The organism is Marinobacter goseongensis (assembly GCF_023156235.1).
Taxonomy (GTDB): domain Bacteria; phylum Pseudomonadota; class Gammaproteobacteria; order Pseudomonadales; family Oleiphilaceae; genus Marinobacter; species Marinobacter goseongensis.
On sequence record NZ_JAKZAI010000003.1, the window covers coordinates 254,322 to 271,398 of the forward strand.

Genomic DNA, 17,077 nt, shown 5'->3' on the forward strand with positions numbered 1-17,077 from the left:
AGAGTATATACTCTAATAATACCATCAAGCGCAAATTGGGCGTTTTTTCGCCACCACGCACTATCGCCACACACAACAACAGTGTTTCCGGCACCCCGCCCGGAGCCGCGAGGAGAAAGCACCATGGGAGCTACAGTCGTTCAGCTTACCGAGAGCAAGAAACAGATTCAGCATACACACCGTGTGTTCGAAGACCAGAAAAAGGCCTTCCGCAACAATCCGATGCCGTCGCTGTCAGAGCGCCAGGAAAACCTCAAACGTCTGAAGCGTGCGCTGCTGAACAACCAGGACAAACTGACCGACGCCATCGATCGGGACTTCAGCTGTCGCTCACGGGACGAATCGCTGATTGCCGAGATCATGCCGTCCATACAGGGCATCAACTACACCCTGAAAAACCTGAGCGGCTGGATGAAGCCGTCCAAGCGACACGTCAGCGTGCTGTTCCAGCCGGCCAGCAACAAGGTGCACTACCAGCCCAAGGGCGTTGTCGGCGTGATCGTGCCCTGGAACTATCCACTCTATCTCGCGGTTGGCCCCCTGGTGGCCTCGCTGGCGGCGGGTAACCGCACCATGATCAAAATGTCGGAATTCACCCCGCACACCTCGGCATTGTTCAAAGAAATCATCGAGTCCACCTTCCCGGAGGACCTGGTGTCGGTGATCACCGGCGAAGCTGACGTGGCCGCTGATTTCTCCGGCCGGGCGTTCGACCACTTGCTGTTCACCGGCTCCACGTCCGTCGGCAAACTGGTGATGAAGGCGGCCGCCGAAAATCTGACCCCGGTGACCCTGGAACTTGGCGGCAAGTCACCCGCCATTGTGTCCTCGGACGTACCGATGGAAGATGCCGCCCAACGCATCGCTTTCGGTAAGGCTTTCAACGCCGGCCAGACCTGCGTGGCCCCGGACTTCGTGCTGTGCCCCGCCGATCGGGTCAAGGCGTTTGTGGACGAGTTCCGTGCCCGCTTCAGCGACATGTACCCGAGCCTGCGGGACAACGACGATTTCACCGCCATCATCAACGAGCGTCAGTACGATCGCCTGCAGAGCTATCTGACTGACGCCCGCGAGAAAGGCGCGGAAGTTATCGAAATCAACCCCGCCCGGGAGAATCTCAACGATGGCACCCGCAAGATTCCGCTGACTCTGGTGCTGAACACCACACCGGACATGAAAGTGATGCAGGACGAAATCTTCGGCCCGATTCTGCCGGTGGTCAGCTATGGCAATCTTGACGAAGCCATCCACTACATCAACGATCGCCCGCGGCCGCTGGCGCTGTACTTTTTCGGCTACGACAAATCCATGCAGCAACACGTGGTAGACAGCACCCATTCTGGCGGCATGTGCATTAACGATGCCCTGATGCACGTGGCTCAGGACGACTTGCCCTTCGGCGGTGTTGGCGACTCCGGCATGGGCCATTATCACGGCAAGGAAGGTTTCCTGACCTTCTCCCACCACCGGGCTATCTTCGCCAAACAGAAGTTCAACAGCGGCAAGTACGTGTATGCCCCCCATGGCACCGCCGCCCACAAAATGGTCTACAAGCTGTTCATTCGCTGAAATACCGACAATCCGGAGACCGAAAAGCCGGAGAAAGCGCCGGGTTGCACCCCGGCGCTTTTCGTCAGCCAACGACAATAAAAAGGCGACCCTGACATGCCCCACGTTCCCCATTCCGAATCCCACGACGCGACCGCCATGGACCGGCGCAGCTTTCTCCGCACCGGCGTGGGTGGCACGCTGTTTCTCGGCACTGTAAGCCTGGGCGCCGGTCTCAGTGGCTGCGCTACCGCGCCCGCGGGGCGCCTGAGCGCCGTGGATACCCGCATGGATGCCAGTTACCGCTTCCAGTTTCTCACCCGTGACGACATCACGCTGTTCGAGGCCCTGCTGCCCGCGATCGTCGGGCCGGCGCTGACCGAGCAGCCGGAACAGCGCAGCCAAGCGATTGCTGGCACCATTGAACGTATCGATCAGGGCATCGTGCAATTCGGCCCGGCCAACCAGCAAGAGTTGCGGCGGTTGTTTGACCTGCTCAACTTCGGGCTGACACGGATCACCATTGCCCGGGTCTGGTCCAGCTGGCCCAGTGTGACAACCGCCGAAGCCGAAGCCTTTCTGCAGCGCTGGCGCTCCAGCGGGATCGGCCTGTTCAACAACGGCTACATTGCACTGACCAAAATCAGCAACGTGGCGTTCTATGGCCACCCTGATCACTGGCATCTCTCGGGTTATCCGGGACCACCGACCTGGGCCAAGGATGCCCTGCCCCAGTTCAAGAACGCCTGACACCGCCTTTGCTGATTACCGGAGCCAATCATGTCGTTAACCGATCGTATCGCCCAGGGCCTTGAGTCCGGCTGGCGCGTCACCGACGCCGCTACCCTTACCAATCACCAGACCCACGAAGCCGATGTGGTCATCATCGGCACCGGCGCCGGCGGCGGCACCACCGCCGAAATACTTGCCCGCGCGGGGTTGTCGGTCATCCTCGTGGAGGAGGGTCGGCTGTATCACCAGAAAGACTTCCGCATGGACGAGCTCACCGCCTATGCCTCGCTTTACCAGGAAGGCATGAGCCGGGTCACCAAAGACGGTGCCATTGCGATTCTGCAGGGCCGCTGCGTCGGCGGATCCACCACCGTAAACTGGACGTCAAGCTTCCGCACCCCCGAGCCGACACTGAATTACTGGGCCGACCAGTTCGGCCTCGAGGCCCTGCGGCCAGAGGCAATGAGACCCTGGTTCGACGGTCGGGAGCAGCGCCACACCGTGGCTCCCTGGCTGACCGATCCCAACGTCAACAATGACATCCTGCGCCAGGGCTGTGAAAAGCTCGGTTTTTCCTGGAAAGTCATCCCCCGCAACGTGAAGGGGTGCTGGAATCTGGGTTACTGCGGCGTAGGCTGCCCCACCAACGCTAAGCAGGGCGCTCTGACCACCACCATTCCCGCTGCCCTGGATAACGATGCCCGCCTGTTCCATGGCTTGCGCGCCGACAAACTGGTGATGAAGCAGGACCGCATCGACCATCTGGTGGCCTCCGCCATGTCCGCGGACAGCGTGACACCCTCGGGTGTGACGGTGACGCTCAAGGCCCGGCATTTTGTGGTCGCGGCCAGCGCCATCGGCTCGCCGGGGCTATTGCTCCGTTCACAGTTGCCCGACCCCCACAACCGGGTCGGCAAGCGCTCATTTATCCACCCGGTCAATGCCACCGTGGCCCGAATGCCTGAAAAGGTCGATCCGTTCTACGGGGCCCCCCAATCGATCTACTCGGACGAGTTCAATTTCCGCGAGGGCGTAGACGGGCCGGCAGGCTACAAACTGGAAGTACCGCCGCTGCATCCGGCGCTGTCCAGCGGGGTGGTGCCGGGTCATGGCACGGAGCAGCTCGACAACCTCAAACAGCTGCCCTGGATGCAGTCGGTGATTGCGCTGATGCGGGACGGTTTTCACCCGGACAGCCCCGGCGGCACCGTCAGCCTCCGTGATGACGGCAGCCCGGTGCTGGATTACCCGGTCACCGACTACCTTTGGACCGGGTTGCGTAACGCGTTCCGCACCATGGCGGAAATCCAGTTCGCCGCCGGCGCAGAGCAGGTGCGACTGATGCACCTGGACTCGCCCTGGTTTGATCGCTGGGCCGACGCCAAAGCCGCCATCGACACTCTGCCCATGGAGCCGCACCGCGTGCGGCTGTTCACTGCACATCAGATGGGTGGCTGCGGGATGGGCAAGGACCCACGCAACTCGGTGGTGAACGGGTTTGGCGAGCACCATCAGGTCAGCAACCTGAGCATTCACGATGCCTCGGTGTTTCCCACCAGCATCGGCGCCAACCCGCAGTTGTCGGTGTACGCGCTGGCGGCGCGCAACAGCACTCGCCTCGCCAGCCGGCTCAGAGGCTGACAAAGGCGCAGGTGCCCGAGTATGCTATAGGCCCGTTACCCAAGGAGCTGTGCATGCCTAAAGTCATTTACCCGGGCACTTTTGACCCAATCACCAATGGCCACACCGACCTGATCGAACGGGCTGGCCGAATGTTCGACGAAATTGTGGTGGCGGTCGCTTACAATTCGAAAAAACAGCCGCTGCTGAATCTGGACGAGCGCTGCGAGCTGGTCCGCAAGGCCACTGCCCACATTCCCAACGTGACGGTCACCGGATTCAGCAATCTACTGGCGGATTTCGTGCGGGAACAGAAAGCAACGGTGATTCTGCGGGGATTACGGGCGGTGTCGGATTTCGAGTACGAGTTTCAGTTGGCGGACATGAATCGGCGCCTGGCGCCAGAAGTCGAAAGCGTGTTCCTGACCCCGGCCAACCACCTGTCCTACATTTCCTCAACGCTGATCCGGGAAATTGCCTCCCTGGGCGGTGACGTGTCGGAATTCGTGGACCCCGCCGTTGAGACTGCCCTGAAACAGAAATTCCAGCATTCCTTAGGTAATCCCTGATGGCCCTGTTGATTACCGACGAGTGCATCAATTGCGATGTCTGCGAGCCAGAATGCCCGAACGATGCGATTTCGCCGGGCGACGAGATTTACGTGATTGATCCCAACAAGTGCACCGAGTGCGTGGGGCATTTTGATGAGCCCCAGTGCCAGCAGGTTTGCCCGGTGGATTGCATCCCCCTGGACCCGATGCGGCCGGAAACCGAGGCGCAGCTACTGGAAAAATACCACCAGCTGACCGGCAACTGATCAGGCCATTACAGCAGGGGGGGTAACGGAATAACCACTCCGTTCACGTTGAGGGCCAGATCCTTCAGCTCCGCCTCCATGCTCAATCGGTCGCCCTGCTGCACCATCATGCCTTCCTTGATCAGCGGTGCCAGCTGCATCATCAGCGCCGGATACTTGTCGGCCAGCATAGCGGGCAGGCTCACCGCCACCTGACCGGTCAGCCGCTGCATGACCATCAGCATTTCTGCCCGCTCCTGGTCCGAGAGCCGGGGATGGCCGATCATCACCTCACCGTTCACCTCACCTTCCGGTGTCATCACGCTGATGGCTGGAAAGCCGATAGTGAAGCCTTCCGCCGCCAGACCAAGCAGCGACTCATTGATGCGATTCATGCTGGCCATCTGATGCTCAAAAGCCGCCGGCGAGCCGCCCTGATCCATGGCGGCCATCTGCAGATCGGTCAGGGCCGCCGTCAGGGCACTCCAGCCGTCCACATCCAGATCCTGCAGCACAAATTCCAGGCGGTGCGGGCCGGCGGTCTGCTCACCGGCGGTGACAGTGTCCACTGTCGCCAGGGTTTCGCTGTTCACGCGTCGTTCGTTATCAGTGGCCCAGGTCTGGCTGGTCAGGGCAAAGCCTTCCAGCCGCACCGACGGCTGTCCCGGAGCAGACCACTCCAGGACGTCGAGATGCGCCTCACCTTCCCCCGTCCAGACTTCGCCGCGCAGGTGGCGCAGACTCTGTTCCAGCCGGAATTCATTCACCGAGAGCGACATCTCCGGGGAGGACACAACCATTCCGGGCCAGACGAGGGTCAGATCCGCCTCGGTGCCGGCGCCACCAATATCTGCTCGGGCAAAGCCCCCAGACATCCGCAGCGTCTCACCGGTCTGGTCGTCGTTCACCGACACCGCCGGCATGGTCAGCTCGACAATGGCGGTGCCCCACAGACGGGTTTCCAGGGTCAACTCGGGTTTTTCCTCCGCGAACAGTTCCTTCGCGACCTCCGGCAAGTCCTCCAGTGGGGAGAACTCCATCAAGCTGCCAGTTACCCCGTGGGAGACCCGGGCCTGATACCGGAACCGCAGGGGCTCGTCCCCAGCGGGATCATCAAACACCAGGGTGCCCTCAAAGCGGCCACCGAGATAGCCACGCTGGTAATCACCGGTATCCACCCGGACAAACTGCTGTGACGCGTTCACCTCCGATGTAACCCTGTGCCATTGCTGCTCGGTCACCATGCCAACCCCATAGGGCGCGGCGATGGCGGCGGCAAGGACAACCGCACCCACGACTATTCCTGTCTTTTTCAATGCCATTCTCCGTCACACTCTGAATTTATTGCCCGGTCAGGCGGTCCAGCAGAACCAGTTGCGATGCCAGCCGCTCTTCGCCTTCCGCGGGCTGATTCTGCAGGTAGCTGCCATCCGGCTGCAAGACCCAGGACTGGCAATTGTCCGCAAGATAGGTATCCAGGTCCTCACGCACCCGCGCAATCAGGTGCGGGTCTTCCAGCGGGAAGGCGGTTTCGATCCGGCTCAGCAGGTTGCGTTCCATGCCGTCGGCACTGGAACAGTAGACGTCCGGCCGACCATTGTTGCCGAAGTAATAGACACGGGTATGTTCCAGAAAGCGACCGATGATCGATCGCACACGGATGTTGTCCGATAGCCCCGGCACCTCCGGCCGCAGGCAGCAGATACCGCGAATGATCAGGTCAATCTTTACCCCCGCCTGGGACGCCCGGTACAACGACTTGATCAGCTGCGGTTCGGTCAGCGCATTGAACTTGAGAATGATGCGGCCTTTCTGGCCGTGCTCCGCCTCACGATCGATCAGGCTCAACAACCGCGTATGCAGGGTAAAGGGCGCATGGAAAAGTTTCTTGATCTTCAGTGCCTTGCCCATGCCGGTCAGCTGCTGGAACAGCTTGTTGACGTCATCGCCGATGGATTCGTCACAGGTCAGGAAGCTGTAATCGGTGTACAGCCGGGCGTTACCGGCGTGGTAGTTGCCGGTACCCAGGTGAACGTAGCGACGCAGGCGCCCCTCTTCCCGCCGCACGATCAAAATCATCTTGGCGTGGGTCTTGTAGCCCACCACACCGTAGACCACGATCACCCCGGCTTCCTGCAGACGGCTGGCCAGCTCGAGGTTTTCTGCTTCGCTGAAACGCGCCCGCAGTTCGATCACCGCGGTCACTTCCTTGCCACGGCGGGCGGCATCGGCCAGTGCTTCAACAATTTCCGAGTCCGCGCCGGCGCGGTAGAGCGTCTGGCGGATCGCAAGGACCTGGGGATCTTTTGCCGCCTGGCGCAGCAGGTCGGTCACCGGGCTGAAATTCTCATAGGGGTGCAGCAGCAGGATCGGCCGTTTGCGGATGGCATCAAACATCGAATCCTTGCTGCGGATCTGCCGCGGTATCGAGGGTGAAAAGCCGGAGTACGTCAGGTCCGGCCGATCCACCAGCCCGCCGACCGCCATCAGTCGGGTCAGGTTCACCGGGCCGTGCACCTGATACAGGTCCCGCTCGGTCAGCCCGAACTCCTGCAGCAGAAACTGAACCAGTTCTTCCGGGCAATTGTCAGCCACTTCCAGACGCACACCGTCACCAAACCGGCGGCTGAGCAACTCTCCCCGCAGCGCCGACGCCAGATCCTCGAGATCGTCCTCCAGCTCAAGGTCGGCGTTGCGGGTCAGGCGGAACTGGTAGCAGCCCTTGACCTCCATGCCGGGGAACAGCTCGTCGGCGTGGGCGTGAATCATCGACGACAGGAACACCAGATTCTCACCGCCATCGCAGACGTCATTAGGCAACCGCACCAGCCTCGGCAGTGAGCGCGGCGCGGGAACGATGGCCATACCGGTCTCTCGCCCGAAGGCGTCCTTGCCGTCGAGTTCCACAATGAAGTTGAGGCTTTTGTTCACCAGCCGGGGAAAGGGGTGGGACGGGTCCAGTCCGATGGGGCTGACCACCGGCAGGATTTCCTCGTCGAAGTAACGGCGCACCCACTCGGCCTGGGCCGGAGTCCACTCCCGGCGGCGCACGAAATGGATGTTCTCCTGCTCCATCTCCGGAATCAGCACGTTGTTGATGATGTCGTACTGTTCACGGATGTACTCGTGAGCCACGCGGCTGATTTCCGCCAGCGCCTGCTCAGGCATCATGCCGTCCGAACCGACGGTCTCACGGCCGTATTTCATCTGCTGGCGCAGACCGGCGACACGGATCTCGAAAAACTCGTCCATGTTGCTGCTGAAAATACAGCAGAAAATCAGCCGGTTGATCAGCGGGTGCGTGGTGTCCAGCGCCTGCTTCAACACCCGATAGTTGAACTGCAGCTGGCTGAGTTCACGGTTGAAGTAGTTTTCGCTGGCGCCCAGATCAACTTCCTGCCCCACCGGCGGCACTTCCACCGGGGCCGGGATGCTCTGATCGTCCACAACGTGCAATTCATTGGCTGATTCGGTAGTCATGACTCGCTGATTCCAGATGTTTGATTCTTGGTACTTTATGGCTTCCCGGCACCTTGCGCGGACTCACGCAGCAGCCGTGCTGCCCTGACCGCGAAATAGGTCAGGATGGCATCGGCACCGGCCCGGCGCATGGCCATCAGGCTTTCCATCATCACCGCATCGCCGTCGAGCCAGCCATTGTCCGCCGCTGCCATGTGCATGGCATACTCTCCGCTGACCTGATACACAAATGTAGGTACCTGTAGCTCGTGTTTGACTCGGTACACAATTTCCAGATACGGCATGCCGGGCTTGATCATCACCATGTCGGCCCCCTCGGCCAGATCCATGGCGACCTCGTGGAGTGCCTCATCACTGTTGGCCGGATCCATCTGATAAGTCGATTTATTGCCTTTGCCCAGATTGGCGGCGGAACCGACGGCATCACGGAAGGGGCCATAATAGCTCGACGCATATTTGGCAGAATAAGCCAGAATGCGAGTGTTCACATAGCCCGCCGATTCAAGGGCATCGCGGATGGCACCGACGCGGCCGTCCATCATGTCTGAGGGCGCCACGATATCGGCGCCGGCATCTGCATGGGACAACGCCTGATTGACCAGCGCTTCAATGGTGACGTCGTTCAGCACATAACCGTCATTATCAACGATGCCGTCCTGGCCATGGGTGGTGAACGGATCCAGCGCCACATCGGTGATCACACCCAACTCAGGCACCGCTTTCTTCAATGCACGCACCGCACGCTGGGCCAGACCGTCGGAGTTCCAGGCGCCCGAACCGGATACGTTCTTGTCCGCCGCCGGCACCACCGGAAACAGCGCCACCGCCGGAATGCCCAGGTCCACCAGTTCTTCCGCCAGCTCGACCAGCAGATCAATGCTTAACCGTTCAACACCCGGCATCGACGGCACGGCTTCGCGCTTACCCTGACCTTCCAGCACAAATACCGGGTAGATCAGATTGTCTGCGGTCAGTTGATGCTCCCGCACCAGGCGACGAGAAAAGTCATCGGCACGATTACGACGCAGGCGGGCAGCAGGAAAAGCACGACGGATGGGTGAACGCATATAACACCTCCTGGGGCGGGTCAGATTTTTGGCCGACCGGAGATCACCGATCAACCGCACTTTCATCATACACGCCCATGCCGTCGGGAGGCACGCGACCGCCGGTAATGGCCCCGATAGCGCCAGATCGTAACCGGGGGATATGACAGCTCCGTTACCGCAAGGATCCAGAGCCCCTGCTCACCGTTACTCGGGTCACGAGTCGACAGCCGGCGGTTGTGACCCGGGTGATTGATTTACCAGCCAAAAACCGACGAGGACTGCTATGATCACCAGCAAACCCGTTGCCAGCAGCAATGAGACTCTCATAATCCGCAGGTGCTTGTTGGAATTATAAAATGCAGTCCGCCGGCGAAGCCGGCAGCCGAGGGAAACAGAATAGACCAATGCTCCAGGGCTCGCTGAGACAGCGTTCAAAAACCGGCCCGCTCCGCACGGAGGCGGGCCCGAGAGATCAGAGTGACCGGTTATTGAAACCAATCTCCACCTTGCGGGAAGGGTCGGACCGGAACGTTGTGTCCACTTCCTGGATTTTTCCGCCCTGGCTCAGAAATGCTTCGATGTCCGCCTGCAACTGTGCACGAATCCGGGCACGGCCAGCGACCGAGTGGTTATCCTCGTTGTCGCTGCTCCAGCTTCCGGATTGCTCCAGATTGCTTTCGTCGAATTCACTCACGGCCTTAATCTCCATCAACGAAAACAAAACACCGAGCGCACCAAACCCGGCGCGGGCAGGCCGCTCTGTCTCGGTGACACCGGGCGTTCCGGATCACCTTGGCGTCTTTATAATCTGCTTTTTCGAGCAACGCTATTTCAGATCAACGACTTTTTTGTAATTTTTTGTAATCACTAATAAGATATTGAAATGCATATATAAAATTGTTCATCCGTCAGCCCCTTCCAGGTTGACACAAAGAATGAATAATGATTCACTACTTCAAAGGAGCCGGCATGGCTTACCGGGAAACGGAAAAAATGCGCAAACGCAAGGCGGAAGCCCGTCAGCGCATTCTGACTTGCGCCTATGAATGTGTGGCTTACAGCGGATTCCGCAGCGCCAGAGTGACCACCATTGCCACTCAGGCTGGCGTGGCGACCGGAACCATCTACCGCCATTTCGAGTCCAAAGAGGATCTGTTTGCGGAGATCTTCCGGTTGGCCACCCAGAGGGAGGTGGACAAGGTCGCGGAGGCTCTGGCCACCCGGGGTAACGCCACCGCCCGACTGGAAGCCGCACTGCGCCAGTTTGCAGAGAGAGCACTGCGGGGACCGGTCATGGCCTGGTCGCTGATCGCCGAGCCGGTCGATCCGAAGGTGGAAGTGGAACGACTGAAATACCGCAAGGCCTACGCCGAGCTGTTCGAGCAAGCCATCAGCGAGGGCATGGAGGAAGGCTGCATTCCACAACAGGACGCCGGTCAGAGCAGCACCTGCCTGGTGGGTGCCATTGCCGAAAGCCTGGTGGGACCCTTGTCACCGGTGCAAAGCGACGCCCGACAGAAACCGGGAAACGAACCGGAACCCGACAACAACGACAACAACGACAACAACGATCCGCTGGTCAACGCCATCATACGATTTTGCATGCAGGGGCTGACTGGCACCAGGAGGTAACATGAACGCCCGCCAGCCCATACCGCCCGTCGCGGCCGATGACGCACAGGAACCGCAAGAGCACTACTTGGCCCAGACCCACGACGTGGTCAACCAACCGCCCGCCCTGGAAGACTACAACCTGTACGAACAGGATCAGGCGCTGCAGGAAGCGGTGATACGGGAAGGCGGGCCGGGCGCCACGAACGGCCTGGTCGCCTTCGGCGCCCTCGCCGGTACGCGCGAAACCATCGAACTGGGCTTCCGCGCCAACGAGAACAAACCGGTGTTCAACACCCACGACCGCTTCGGACACCGCATCGACCAGGTGGACTTCCACCCCGCCTATCACCAACTGATGTCCATCGCGATGGAACATGGCCTGCACAGCAGCCCCTGGACCAACCCCGGTGCCGGCGCCCACGTTAACCGCGCAGCCAAGTACTACATGCACTCCCAGGTGGAAGCCGCCCACTGCTGCCCCATTACCATGACTTTCGCCGCCATCCCCTCGATCCGCAAACAGCCGGAACTGGCGGCGTTGTGGGAAGATCGCATCCTTGCCAATGCGTACGACCCCCGCAACCTGCCCGACGGCGGGAAAAGCTCGGTGACCATCGGTATGGCGATGACCGAAAAACAGGGCGGCAGCGATGTGCGGGCTAACAGCACCCGGGCCTACCCCGTGGGCGCTGAAGGTCCCGGCCAGCCCTATGAGCTGCTCGGCCACAAATGGTTTGTCTCCGCCCCCATGTGTGACGCTTTCCTGGTGCTGGCCCAGACCAGCAACGGCCTGTCCTGCTTCCTGATGCCGCGCTGGCGACCGGACGGCAGCAAGAACCCGTGGCAGATCCAGCGCCTGAAGAACAAGATGGGCAATGTCGCCAACGCCTCCAGCGAGGCGGAACTGCGCGGCGCCCTGGCGTGGATGGTCGGTGACGAAGGCCGTGGCGTACCCACCATCATTGAAATGGTGGCCATGACCCGCTTCGACTGCATGATCGGCAGCTCCGCCGGCATGCGCCAGGCCGTGGCCCAGGCCACCCATCACTGCCGCCACCGCAGCGCCTTCGGCCACCGCCTCAACGAACAGCCGCTGATGCAGAACGTGCTGGCCGACCTGGCGCTGGAAAGCGAAGCGGCACTGGTCTATACCCTGCGCATCGCCCGCGCGCTGGACAACCAGCACCTGGAACACGAACGCCTGCTGGCGCGCCTGGCCACCCCGGTGGGCAAATACTGGATCTGCAAACGCGCCCCCAACCACGCCTATGAAGCCATGGAGTGCATCGGCGGCAGCGGCGTGATGGAAGACTGCATCATGCCACGCCTGTTCCGCGAATCCCCGGTCAACGCCATCTGGGAGGGCAGCGGTAACGTCCAGTGCCTGGACACCCTGCGCGCCATCCAGAAAGAGCCGGACACCCTCGAGGCCTTCTTCCGCGAAGTAGCCGAAGCCCGCGGCAGCGATGACCGCTTCGACCGCTTCGTGGCCGAGCTGCAGAACGACTTCGCCGACATCAGCGACTTCCAGTACCGCGCCCGCAACCTCGTCGACCGCCTGGCTCTGGCCCTACAGGCCAGCCTGCTGCTGCGCGGCTCCGACCCGGCCGTGGCCGACGCCTTCTGCGCCGCCCGCCTGCAGTCCGGCGGCGGCCTCAACTATGGCAACCTACCCTCCGGCACCGACGCCGCGGCCATTATCAAACGGGCCACGCCTGTAGTAGGCTAAAGTTCAAATGATCAGGATATCCGAAGCCTGACTGAACCCGATGCCACCTGAAAAGTTGGAGAGCTGTCGGGGGCAGGACTTCCAAAACCCTGCGGAGCCATGGATGGCGGAGCGGAGCGTACAGGGACGTATTCACAGCGTGTTTTGGAAGTCCTGCCCCCGGCGGCTCCCGCACCGAAGCCGAACACAACATGTCAGAAGCACTCAGAAAACTGCTCAACCAGTCTGGTCCGACGCCGGTGATCACCCCCCACGTGGGTGTGCTCACCCTGCACTTCCAGCTTTACGGCTGCGAGGATCTCAAGGCCAAACGCAAAGTCTTCACCGCCCTGAAAGCCGTCTGGGGCCGCGAACCTGATCTGGCAGTGGCGGAGACCGCCGACCAGGACGCCCTCGACTGCGCCACCTGGACCATCGCCGCCCTGGGCAGCTCGACCCAGCAGATCACCCAGCGCCTCGACCAGGTCGAAAAAGCCATTCAGGAACGGGTGGATGCTGCCATACTGGACGTGCACCGGGAGATTCTCTGAGTGCGGCCGGAGGCCCTGTAGCCTAACTACCCACCAGGTCGTATACTACGCGTCCTTTGACAGGGTGCCGAAAGGCTGGCTCAGGGGTCATAAGGGAGGCCAGAGCGCCCGCGGGACAACGGGCAAGACGATTTCTTCACCGTCGGATGTAACCGTCCGGCTGTATCCGCCAGGCATCCGGAACCCGCCAGGCGGATGACCACCGATGAAAAGTGTGTGTCGCGTATGACCGGAAAGAAAAAATCCGCCCAGGCCTCAGTTGAGGCAATGTATCGGGTCTTCACGGTGCCAGAGGCGCCGGAATCGACCCTGAGCCGGATTGACCAGAACATATCCCGCAACCTTGCCGGTTTCCTGCAGGAACACATCGTCGCGGTCGAGCGGGACCTGTCAGAAGTCGAAAAGGACTTCTCCGACTACGCCATTCCCGAAAAGCCCGTGTTCGTCTCCGAACAGGCCCAGTTCCTGCTGGACAAGCTGGTGGCCAACTCGGTTCACACCGCCTCCCCCAGCTTCATCGGCCACATGACCTCAGCGCTGCCCTATTTCATGCTGCCGCTGTCCAAAATCATGATCGCCCTCAACCAGAACCTGGTGAAGACCGAAACCTCCAAGGCGTTCACCCCCATGGAGCGCCAGGTACTGGGCATGATTCACCGGCTGGTGTATGGCCAGGACGGTGCCTTCTACCGCAAGTGGATGCACGACCCCCGCTACGCCCTCGGCGCCATGTGCTCCGGTGGCACGGTGGCCAATCTGACTGCGTTGTGGGTTGCCCGCAACCGCGCATTCCCGGCCGAGGGCAGCTTCCGCGGCATCCATGAAGAGGGCCTGTTCCGGGCGCTGCGCTATTACGGCCACGAGGGTGCCGCCATACTGGTGTCCCGCCGCGGTCACTACTCCCTGCGCAAGGCCGCCGACGTGCTTGGCCTGGGCCGTGAGTTCCTGGTGCCGGTGGACACCGACGACGACAACCGCATCGATACCGACGCGCTGCGGGACAAATGCCTGGAACTGCAGAAACAGAAGATCAAGGTCATGGCCATCTGCGGCATCGCCGGCACCACCGAAACCGGCAACGTTGACCCACTGGACGCCATGGCCGACATCGCCCGGGAATTCGGCGCCCATTTCCATGTCGACGCCGCCTGGGGCGGCCCCACCCTGTTCTCCCGCGCCCACCGTGGACTGCTGCGGGGCATCGAACAGGCGGACTCGGTCACCTTCGACGCCCACAAACAGCTTTATGTGCCCATGGGCGTGGGCCTGGTAGTGTTTCGTGATCCAAGCCTTGCCAGCGCCGTCGAGCACCACGCCCAGTACATCATCCGTAAAGGCTCGCGGGATCTGGGCAGCACCACTCTGGAAGGCTCACGCCCCGGCATGTCGATGCTGATCCACTCGGGCCTGAAAATCCTGGCACGGGAAGGCTACGAAATCCTTATCGACCAGGGCATCGACAAGGCCCAGACCTTCGCCGATCTGATCGACGCCCATCCGGATTTCGAGCTGGTGACCAAACCGGAACTGAACATTCTGACCTACCGCTACTGCCCGCCCGAGGTGCAACAGGCGCTGGCGCAGGCCGATGAACTGCAGGCGGAAAAACTCAACGCCTGCCTCAACCGCATCACCAAGTTCATCCAGAAAACCCAGCGGGAGCGGGGCAAGGCATTCGTCTCGCGGACCCGACTGGAGCCGGCCCGTTACTTCCACTTCCCCTGCATCGTGTTCCGGGTGGTGCTGGCCAATCCGCTGACCACGCGGGAGATTCTGGAGGATATTCTGGCCGAACAGCGGGAACTGGCGATGACCGAGGACGGGATTCAGGACGAGATTTCAATTCTGCATCAGATGGCGGATGCGGTGCTTAAGCAGCGTGAGCCTGGCGTACGACAGGCCTGAGTAATCCTGGATCGGGTTCCGCCAGCGCCGCCATCCATGGCTCCGCAGGGTTTTGGACAGGCCACCCCGACCCCGGCTCTGCGTTCTGCCGCAGCCCCCCGACTCAGTAAAGCGCCTCTTCGTCATCCAGCACTTCGTGCAGGATGTCCAGAAACATATGATCCGCCTCACTCCAGTTCTCCGGGATACGGATCGTGGTATTCGCGCTGATCTCACGGGCAATCACTTCATTGGCATTCTGCTCGCTACGGTGCTTGCGGGCGATTTCCACGGATTTGACAGCAATGGTGGGATCGCTCAGTACTTTTTTGATGAACACTCGCAGCTCATTGATCATACGAGCCTGACGGCTTTCGGCAGACGAACTCATCATAAACTCCCGGATAGTTTAACGTTCAGGGCTCACCCCTCAACATCGCAATAGTATGGCTAATTCGGCGGGCGGCAACCAGCCCGGAATCGTCCCGCCCGGTCCGCCAGCGAACCGGGCAACGGCCAGCTTTACATCAACAGCCCACGCAGGGTGAAGAACAGCATCGCCGCCATCAGTGCGGAGGCCGGCACGGTGATGATCCACGCGGCCACGATGCGAGTCAGATGGGAACGCTTGACCATTTCCTCGCGGTAGATCTTCTTCAGGCGCTTGCGTTCGCTCTTGGACAACGGCACCTGCTTTTTCTTCTTGGCCTGCTTGAGCAGGTTTTCCATTTCCTCCACCGAGGCATTGCGGAAGTCGTCGAGGAACGGACGCAGGCGCGCCTGCTCTGCTTCGTCATGCTGCTCCATGATCTTGTGCAGCTGGGTGGCGTAGTTGTATTTCAGATACTCCCGCAGGAAGCCGACACCGAACACACCGCCGATGGCGATGTGGGTGGAGCTTACCGGCAGGCCCAGCTGGGAGGCGATGATGACCGTGAGCGCGGCCGACAGGGCGATACAGAAGGCGCGGGTTTTGTCGAGTTCGGTGATCTCGCTGCCCACTGTCTTGATCAGGCGCGGGCCGAACAGCATCAGGCCAACGGCAAGGCCGAGCGCACCCACCAGCATGACCCAGAGCGGAATGGCGGCGGAGGTCACCACCGCGCCGGCCGACAGGGCATCGTTAATCGCGGCAAGCGGACCAATGGCGTTCGCCACGTCGTTGGCACCGTGGGCAAAACTGAGCAGCGCCGCGGCAAAAATCAGCGGCCAGGTAAATAGGGAGTTCACCCCCTCGGCACTGTTTTCCATGGTGGCGGCGCGACGACCGACCAGTACCCGCATGGCCACGAAAACCACCGCCGCAACCGCCAGCCCCACCAGCGACGCGCCGAGGAAGTCCACCTCAACCAGCTTCTTTACACCCTTGACCATCAGGTAGGTGCCGAACGCCCAGGCCATGATTGCCACCAGCCAGGGCACAAAGGTGCGCGCCGCCGGGATCAGATTCTGGCGATAGAGTACGGTTTTTTTGATGGCAAAGAGGAACAGCGCTGCCAGCACGCCGCCCATCACCGGTGAAATCACCCAGCTGGCCACGATTTTGCTCATCACCGCCCAATCGGCGATGCCCCAGCCCCCAGCGGCAATACCCGCGCCCAGCACACCGCCAACGATGGAGTGAGTGGTGGAAACCGGTGCGCCCATCCAGGTGGCCAGGTTCAGCCACAAGGCACCGGCCAGCAACGCGGCGGTCATCAGCCAGACGAACGCGTTAACGTCGTCGAGACGATCGGCGGCAATGATGCCGCCCTTGATAGTCGATACCACGTCACCGCCGGCAATGATCGCGCCGCCGGCTTCGAAGATGGCCGCAAGCAATACCGCACCGCCAAGAGACAGGGCGCCGGAACCCACCGCGGGGCCAACGTTGTTGGCAACGTCATTGGCACCGATGTTGATCGCCATGTAGCCGCCGATAACCGCGGCGGCCATCAACAGCATGCTGTTGGGCATGCCACTGCTCAGTTGCCCGACCACCAGCCAGATGCCGAGCAGGAACAGAAAGCTGAAGCCTACCCGGTAACGCTCGGTGGAAGGACTGGTCAGGAGGGTGTCAAGAAATCCGCTTTTCGGGGCCATAACAGATCCGGTC

General features: G+C 61.1%; 15 protein-coding genes. 9 read left to right on the forward strand and 6 right to left on the reverse strand.

Annotated elements, in window-relative coordinates; genetic code table 11:
- The first annotated feature begins 123 nt into the window (after window positions 1-123).
- The 5 genes from MLC70_RS03085 (at window position 124) to MLC70_RS03105 (ending at window position 4,717) form a co-directional block, all read left to right on the forward strand.
- Complete coding sequence (locus tag MLC70_RS03085) at window positions 124-1,569, forward strand: coniferyl aldehyde dehydrogenase (RefSeq protein ID WP_248181594.1); 1,446 nt, start codon at window positions 124-126, stop codon at window positions 1,567-1,569.
- Between the two features lie 96 nt (window positions 1,570-1,665).
- Window positions 1,666-2,298, forward strand: coding sequence for a hypothetical protein (locus MLC70_RS03090; RefSeq protein ID WP_248181595.1), 633 nt, complete (start codon window positions 1,666-1,668; stop codon window positions 2,296-2,298).
- Between the two features lie 30 nt (window positions 2,299-2,328).
- On the forward strand, window positions 2,329-3,921 hold the full coding sequence (locus MLC70_RS03095) for a GMC family oxidoreductase (RefSeq protein WP_248181596.1): 1,593 nt from the start codon (window positions 2,329-2,331) through the stop codon (window positions 3,919-3,921).
- A gap of 53 nt (window positions 3,922-3,974) precedes the next feature.
- On the forward strand, window positions 3,975-4,469 hold the full coding sequence (coaD, locus tag MLC70_RS03100; protein ID WP_248181597.1) for a pantetheine-phosphate adenylyltransferase: 495 nt from the start codon (window positions 3,975-3,977) through the stop codon (window positions 4,467-4,469).
- Window positions 4,469-4,717, forward strand: a complete 249-nt coding sequence (locus MLC70_RS03105) for a YfhL family 4Fe-4S dicluster ferredoxin (RefSeq protein WP_248181598.1) — start codon at window positions 4,469-4,471, stop codon at window positions 4,715-4,717. Before coaD ends, MLC70_RS03105 begins: the two co-directional genes overlap by 1 nt.
- A gap of 8 nt (window positions 4,718-4,725) precedes the next feature.
- Here the strand turns inward: MLC70_RS03105 and MLC70_RS03110 are convergent, their stop codons facing one another.
- From MLC70_RS03110 to MLC70_RS03125, 4 genes are all read right to left on the reverse strand, one after another.
- On the reverse strand, window positions 4,726-6,018 hold the full coding sequence (locus tag MLC70_RS03110; RefSeq protein ID WP_282448263.1) for a DUF945 family protein: 1,293 nt from the start codon (window positions 6,016-6,018) through the stop codon (window positions 4,726-4,728).
- A 19-nt stretch (window positions 6,019-6,037) separates the two neighbouring features.
- Window positions 6,038-8,176 carry a polyphosphate kinase 1 gene (ppk1, locus tag MLC70_RS03115; RefSeq protein ID WP_248181600.1) on the reverse strand — a complete coding sequence of 713 codons (2,139 nt, stop codon included), beginning with the start codon at window positions 8,174-8,176 and terminating at the stop codon, window positions 6,038-6,040.
- A gap of 35 nt (window positions 8,177-8,211) precedes the next feature.
- Window positions 8,212-9,243, reverse strand: coding sequence for a porphobilinogen synthase (hemB, locus tag MLC70_RS03120; RefSeq protein ID WP_248181601.1), 1,032 nt, complete (start codon window positions 9,241-9,243; stop codon window positions 8,212-8,214).
- A 454-nt stretch (window positions 9,244-9,697) separates the two neighbouring features.
- Window positions 9,698-9,919: a hypothetical protein gene (locus MLC70_RS03125; protein ID WP_248181602.1), complete on the reverse strand. Its 222-nt coding sequence runs from the start codon at window positions 9,917-9,919 to the stop codon at window positions 9,698-9,700.
- A gap of 275 nt (window positions 9,920-10,194) precedes the next feature.
- Between MLC70_RS03125 and MLC70_RS03130 the strand changes: the two genes are divergently transcribed.
- The 4 genes from MLC70_RS03130 to panP all read left to right on the forward strand — a co-directional run bounded on the left by MLC70_RS03130 (window position 10,195) and on the right by panP (window position 15,003).
- Window positions 10,195-10,857 (forward strand): TetR/AcrR family transcriptional regulator, encoded by a 663-nt coding sequence (locus tag MLC70_RS03130; RefSeq protein WP_248181603.1) that lies wholly within the window; start codon window positions 10,195-10,197, stop codon window positions 10,855-10,857.
- A 1-nt stretch (window position 10,858) separates the two neighbouring features.
- Entirely contained in the window at window positions 10,859-12,568 is a 1,710-nt protein-coding gene (locus MLC70_RS03135; protein WP_248181604.1) for an acyl-CoA dehydrogenase family protein, read from the forward strand.
- A 191-nt stretch (window positions 12,569-12,759) separates the two neighbouring features.
- Entirely contained in the window at window positions 12,760-13,098 is a 339-nt protein-coding gene (locus MLC70_RS03140; RefSeq protein ID WP_248181605.1) for a DUF503 domain-containing protein, read from the forward strand.
- A 225-nt stretch (window positions 13,099-13,323) separates the two neighbouring features.
- Complete coding sequence (panP, locus tag MLC70_RS03145) at window positions 13,324-15,003, forward strand: pyridoxal-dependent aspartate 1-decarboxylase PanP (RefSeq protein WP_248181723.1); 1,680 nt, start codon at window positions 13,324-13,326, stop codon at window positions 15,001-15,003.
- 103 nt (window positions 15,004-15,106) lie between these two features.
- Here the strand turns inward: panP and MLC70_RS03150 are convergent, their stop codons facing one another.
- Together MLC70_RS03150 and MLC70_RS03155 are read right to left on the reverse strand one after the other, a co-directional pair.
- Window positions 15,107-15,373: a hypothetical protein gene (locus tag MLC70_RS03150; protein ID WP_248181606.1), complete on the reverse strand. Its 267-nt coding sequence runs from the start codon at window positions 15,371-15,373 to the stop codon at window positions 15,107-15,109.
- Between the two features lie 131 nt (window positions 15,374-15,504).
- Window positions 15,505-17,064: an inorganic phosphate transporter gene (locus tag MLC70_RS03155; RefSeq protein ID WP_248181607.1), complete on the reverse strand. Its 1,560-nt coding sequence runs from the start codon at window positions 17,062-17,064 to the stop codon at window positions 15,505-15,507.
- Between the last annotated feature and the right edge of the window lie 13 nt (window positions 17,065-17,077).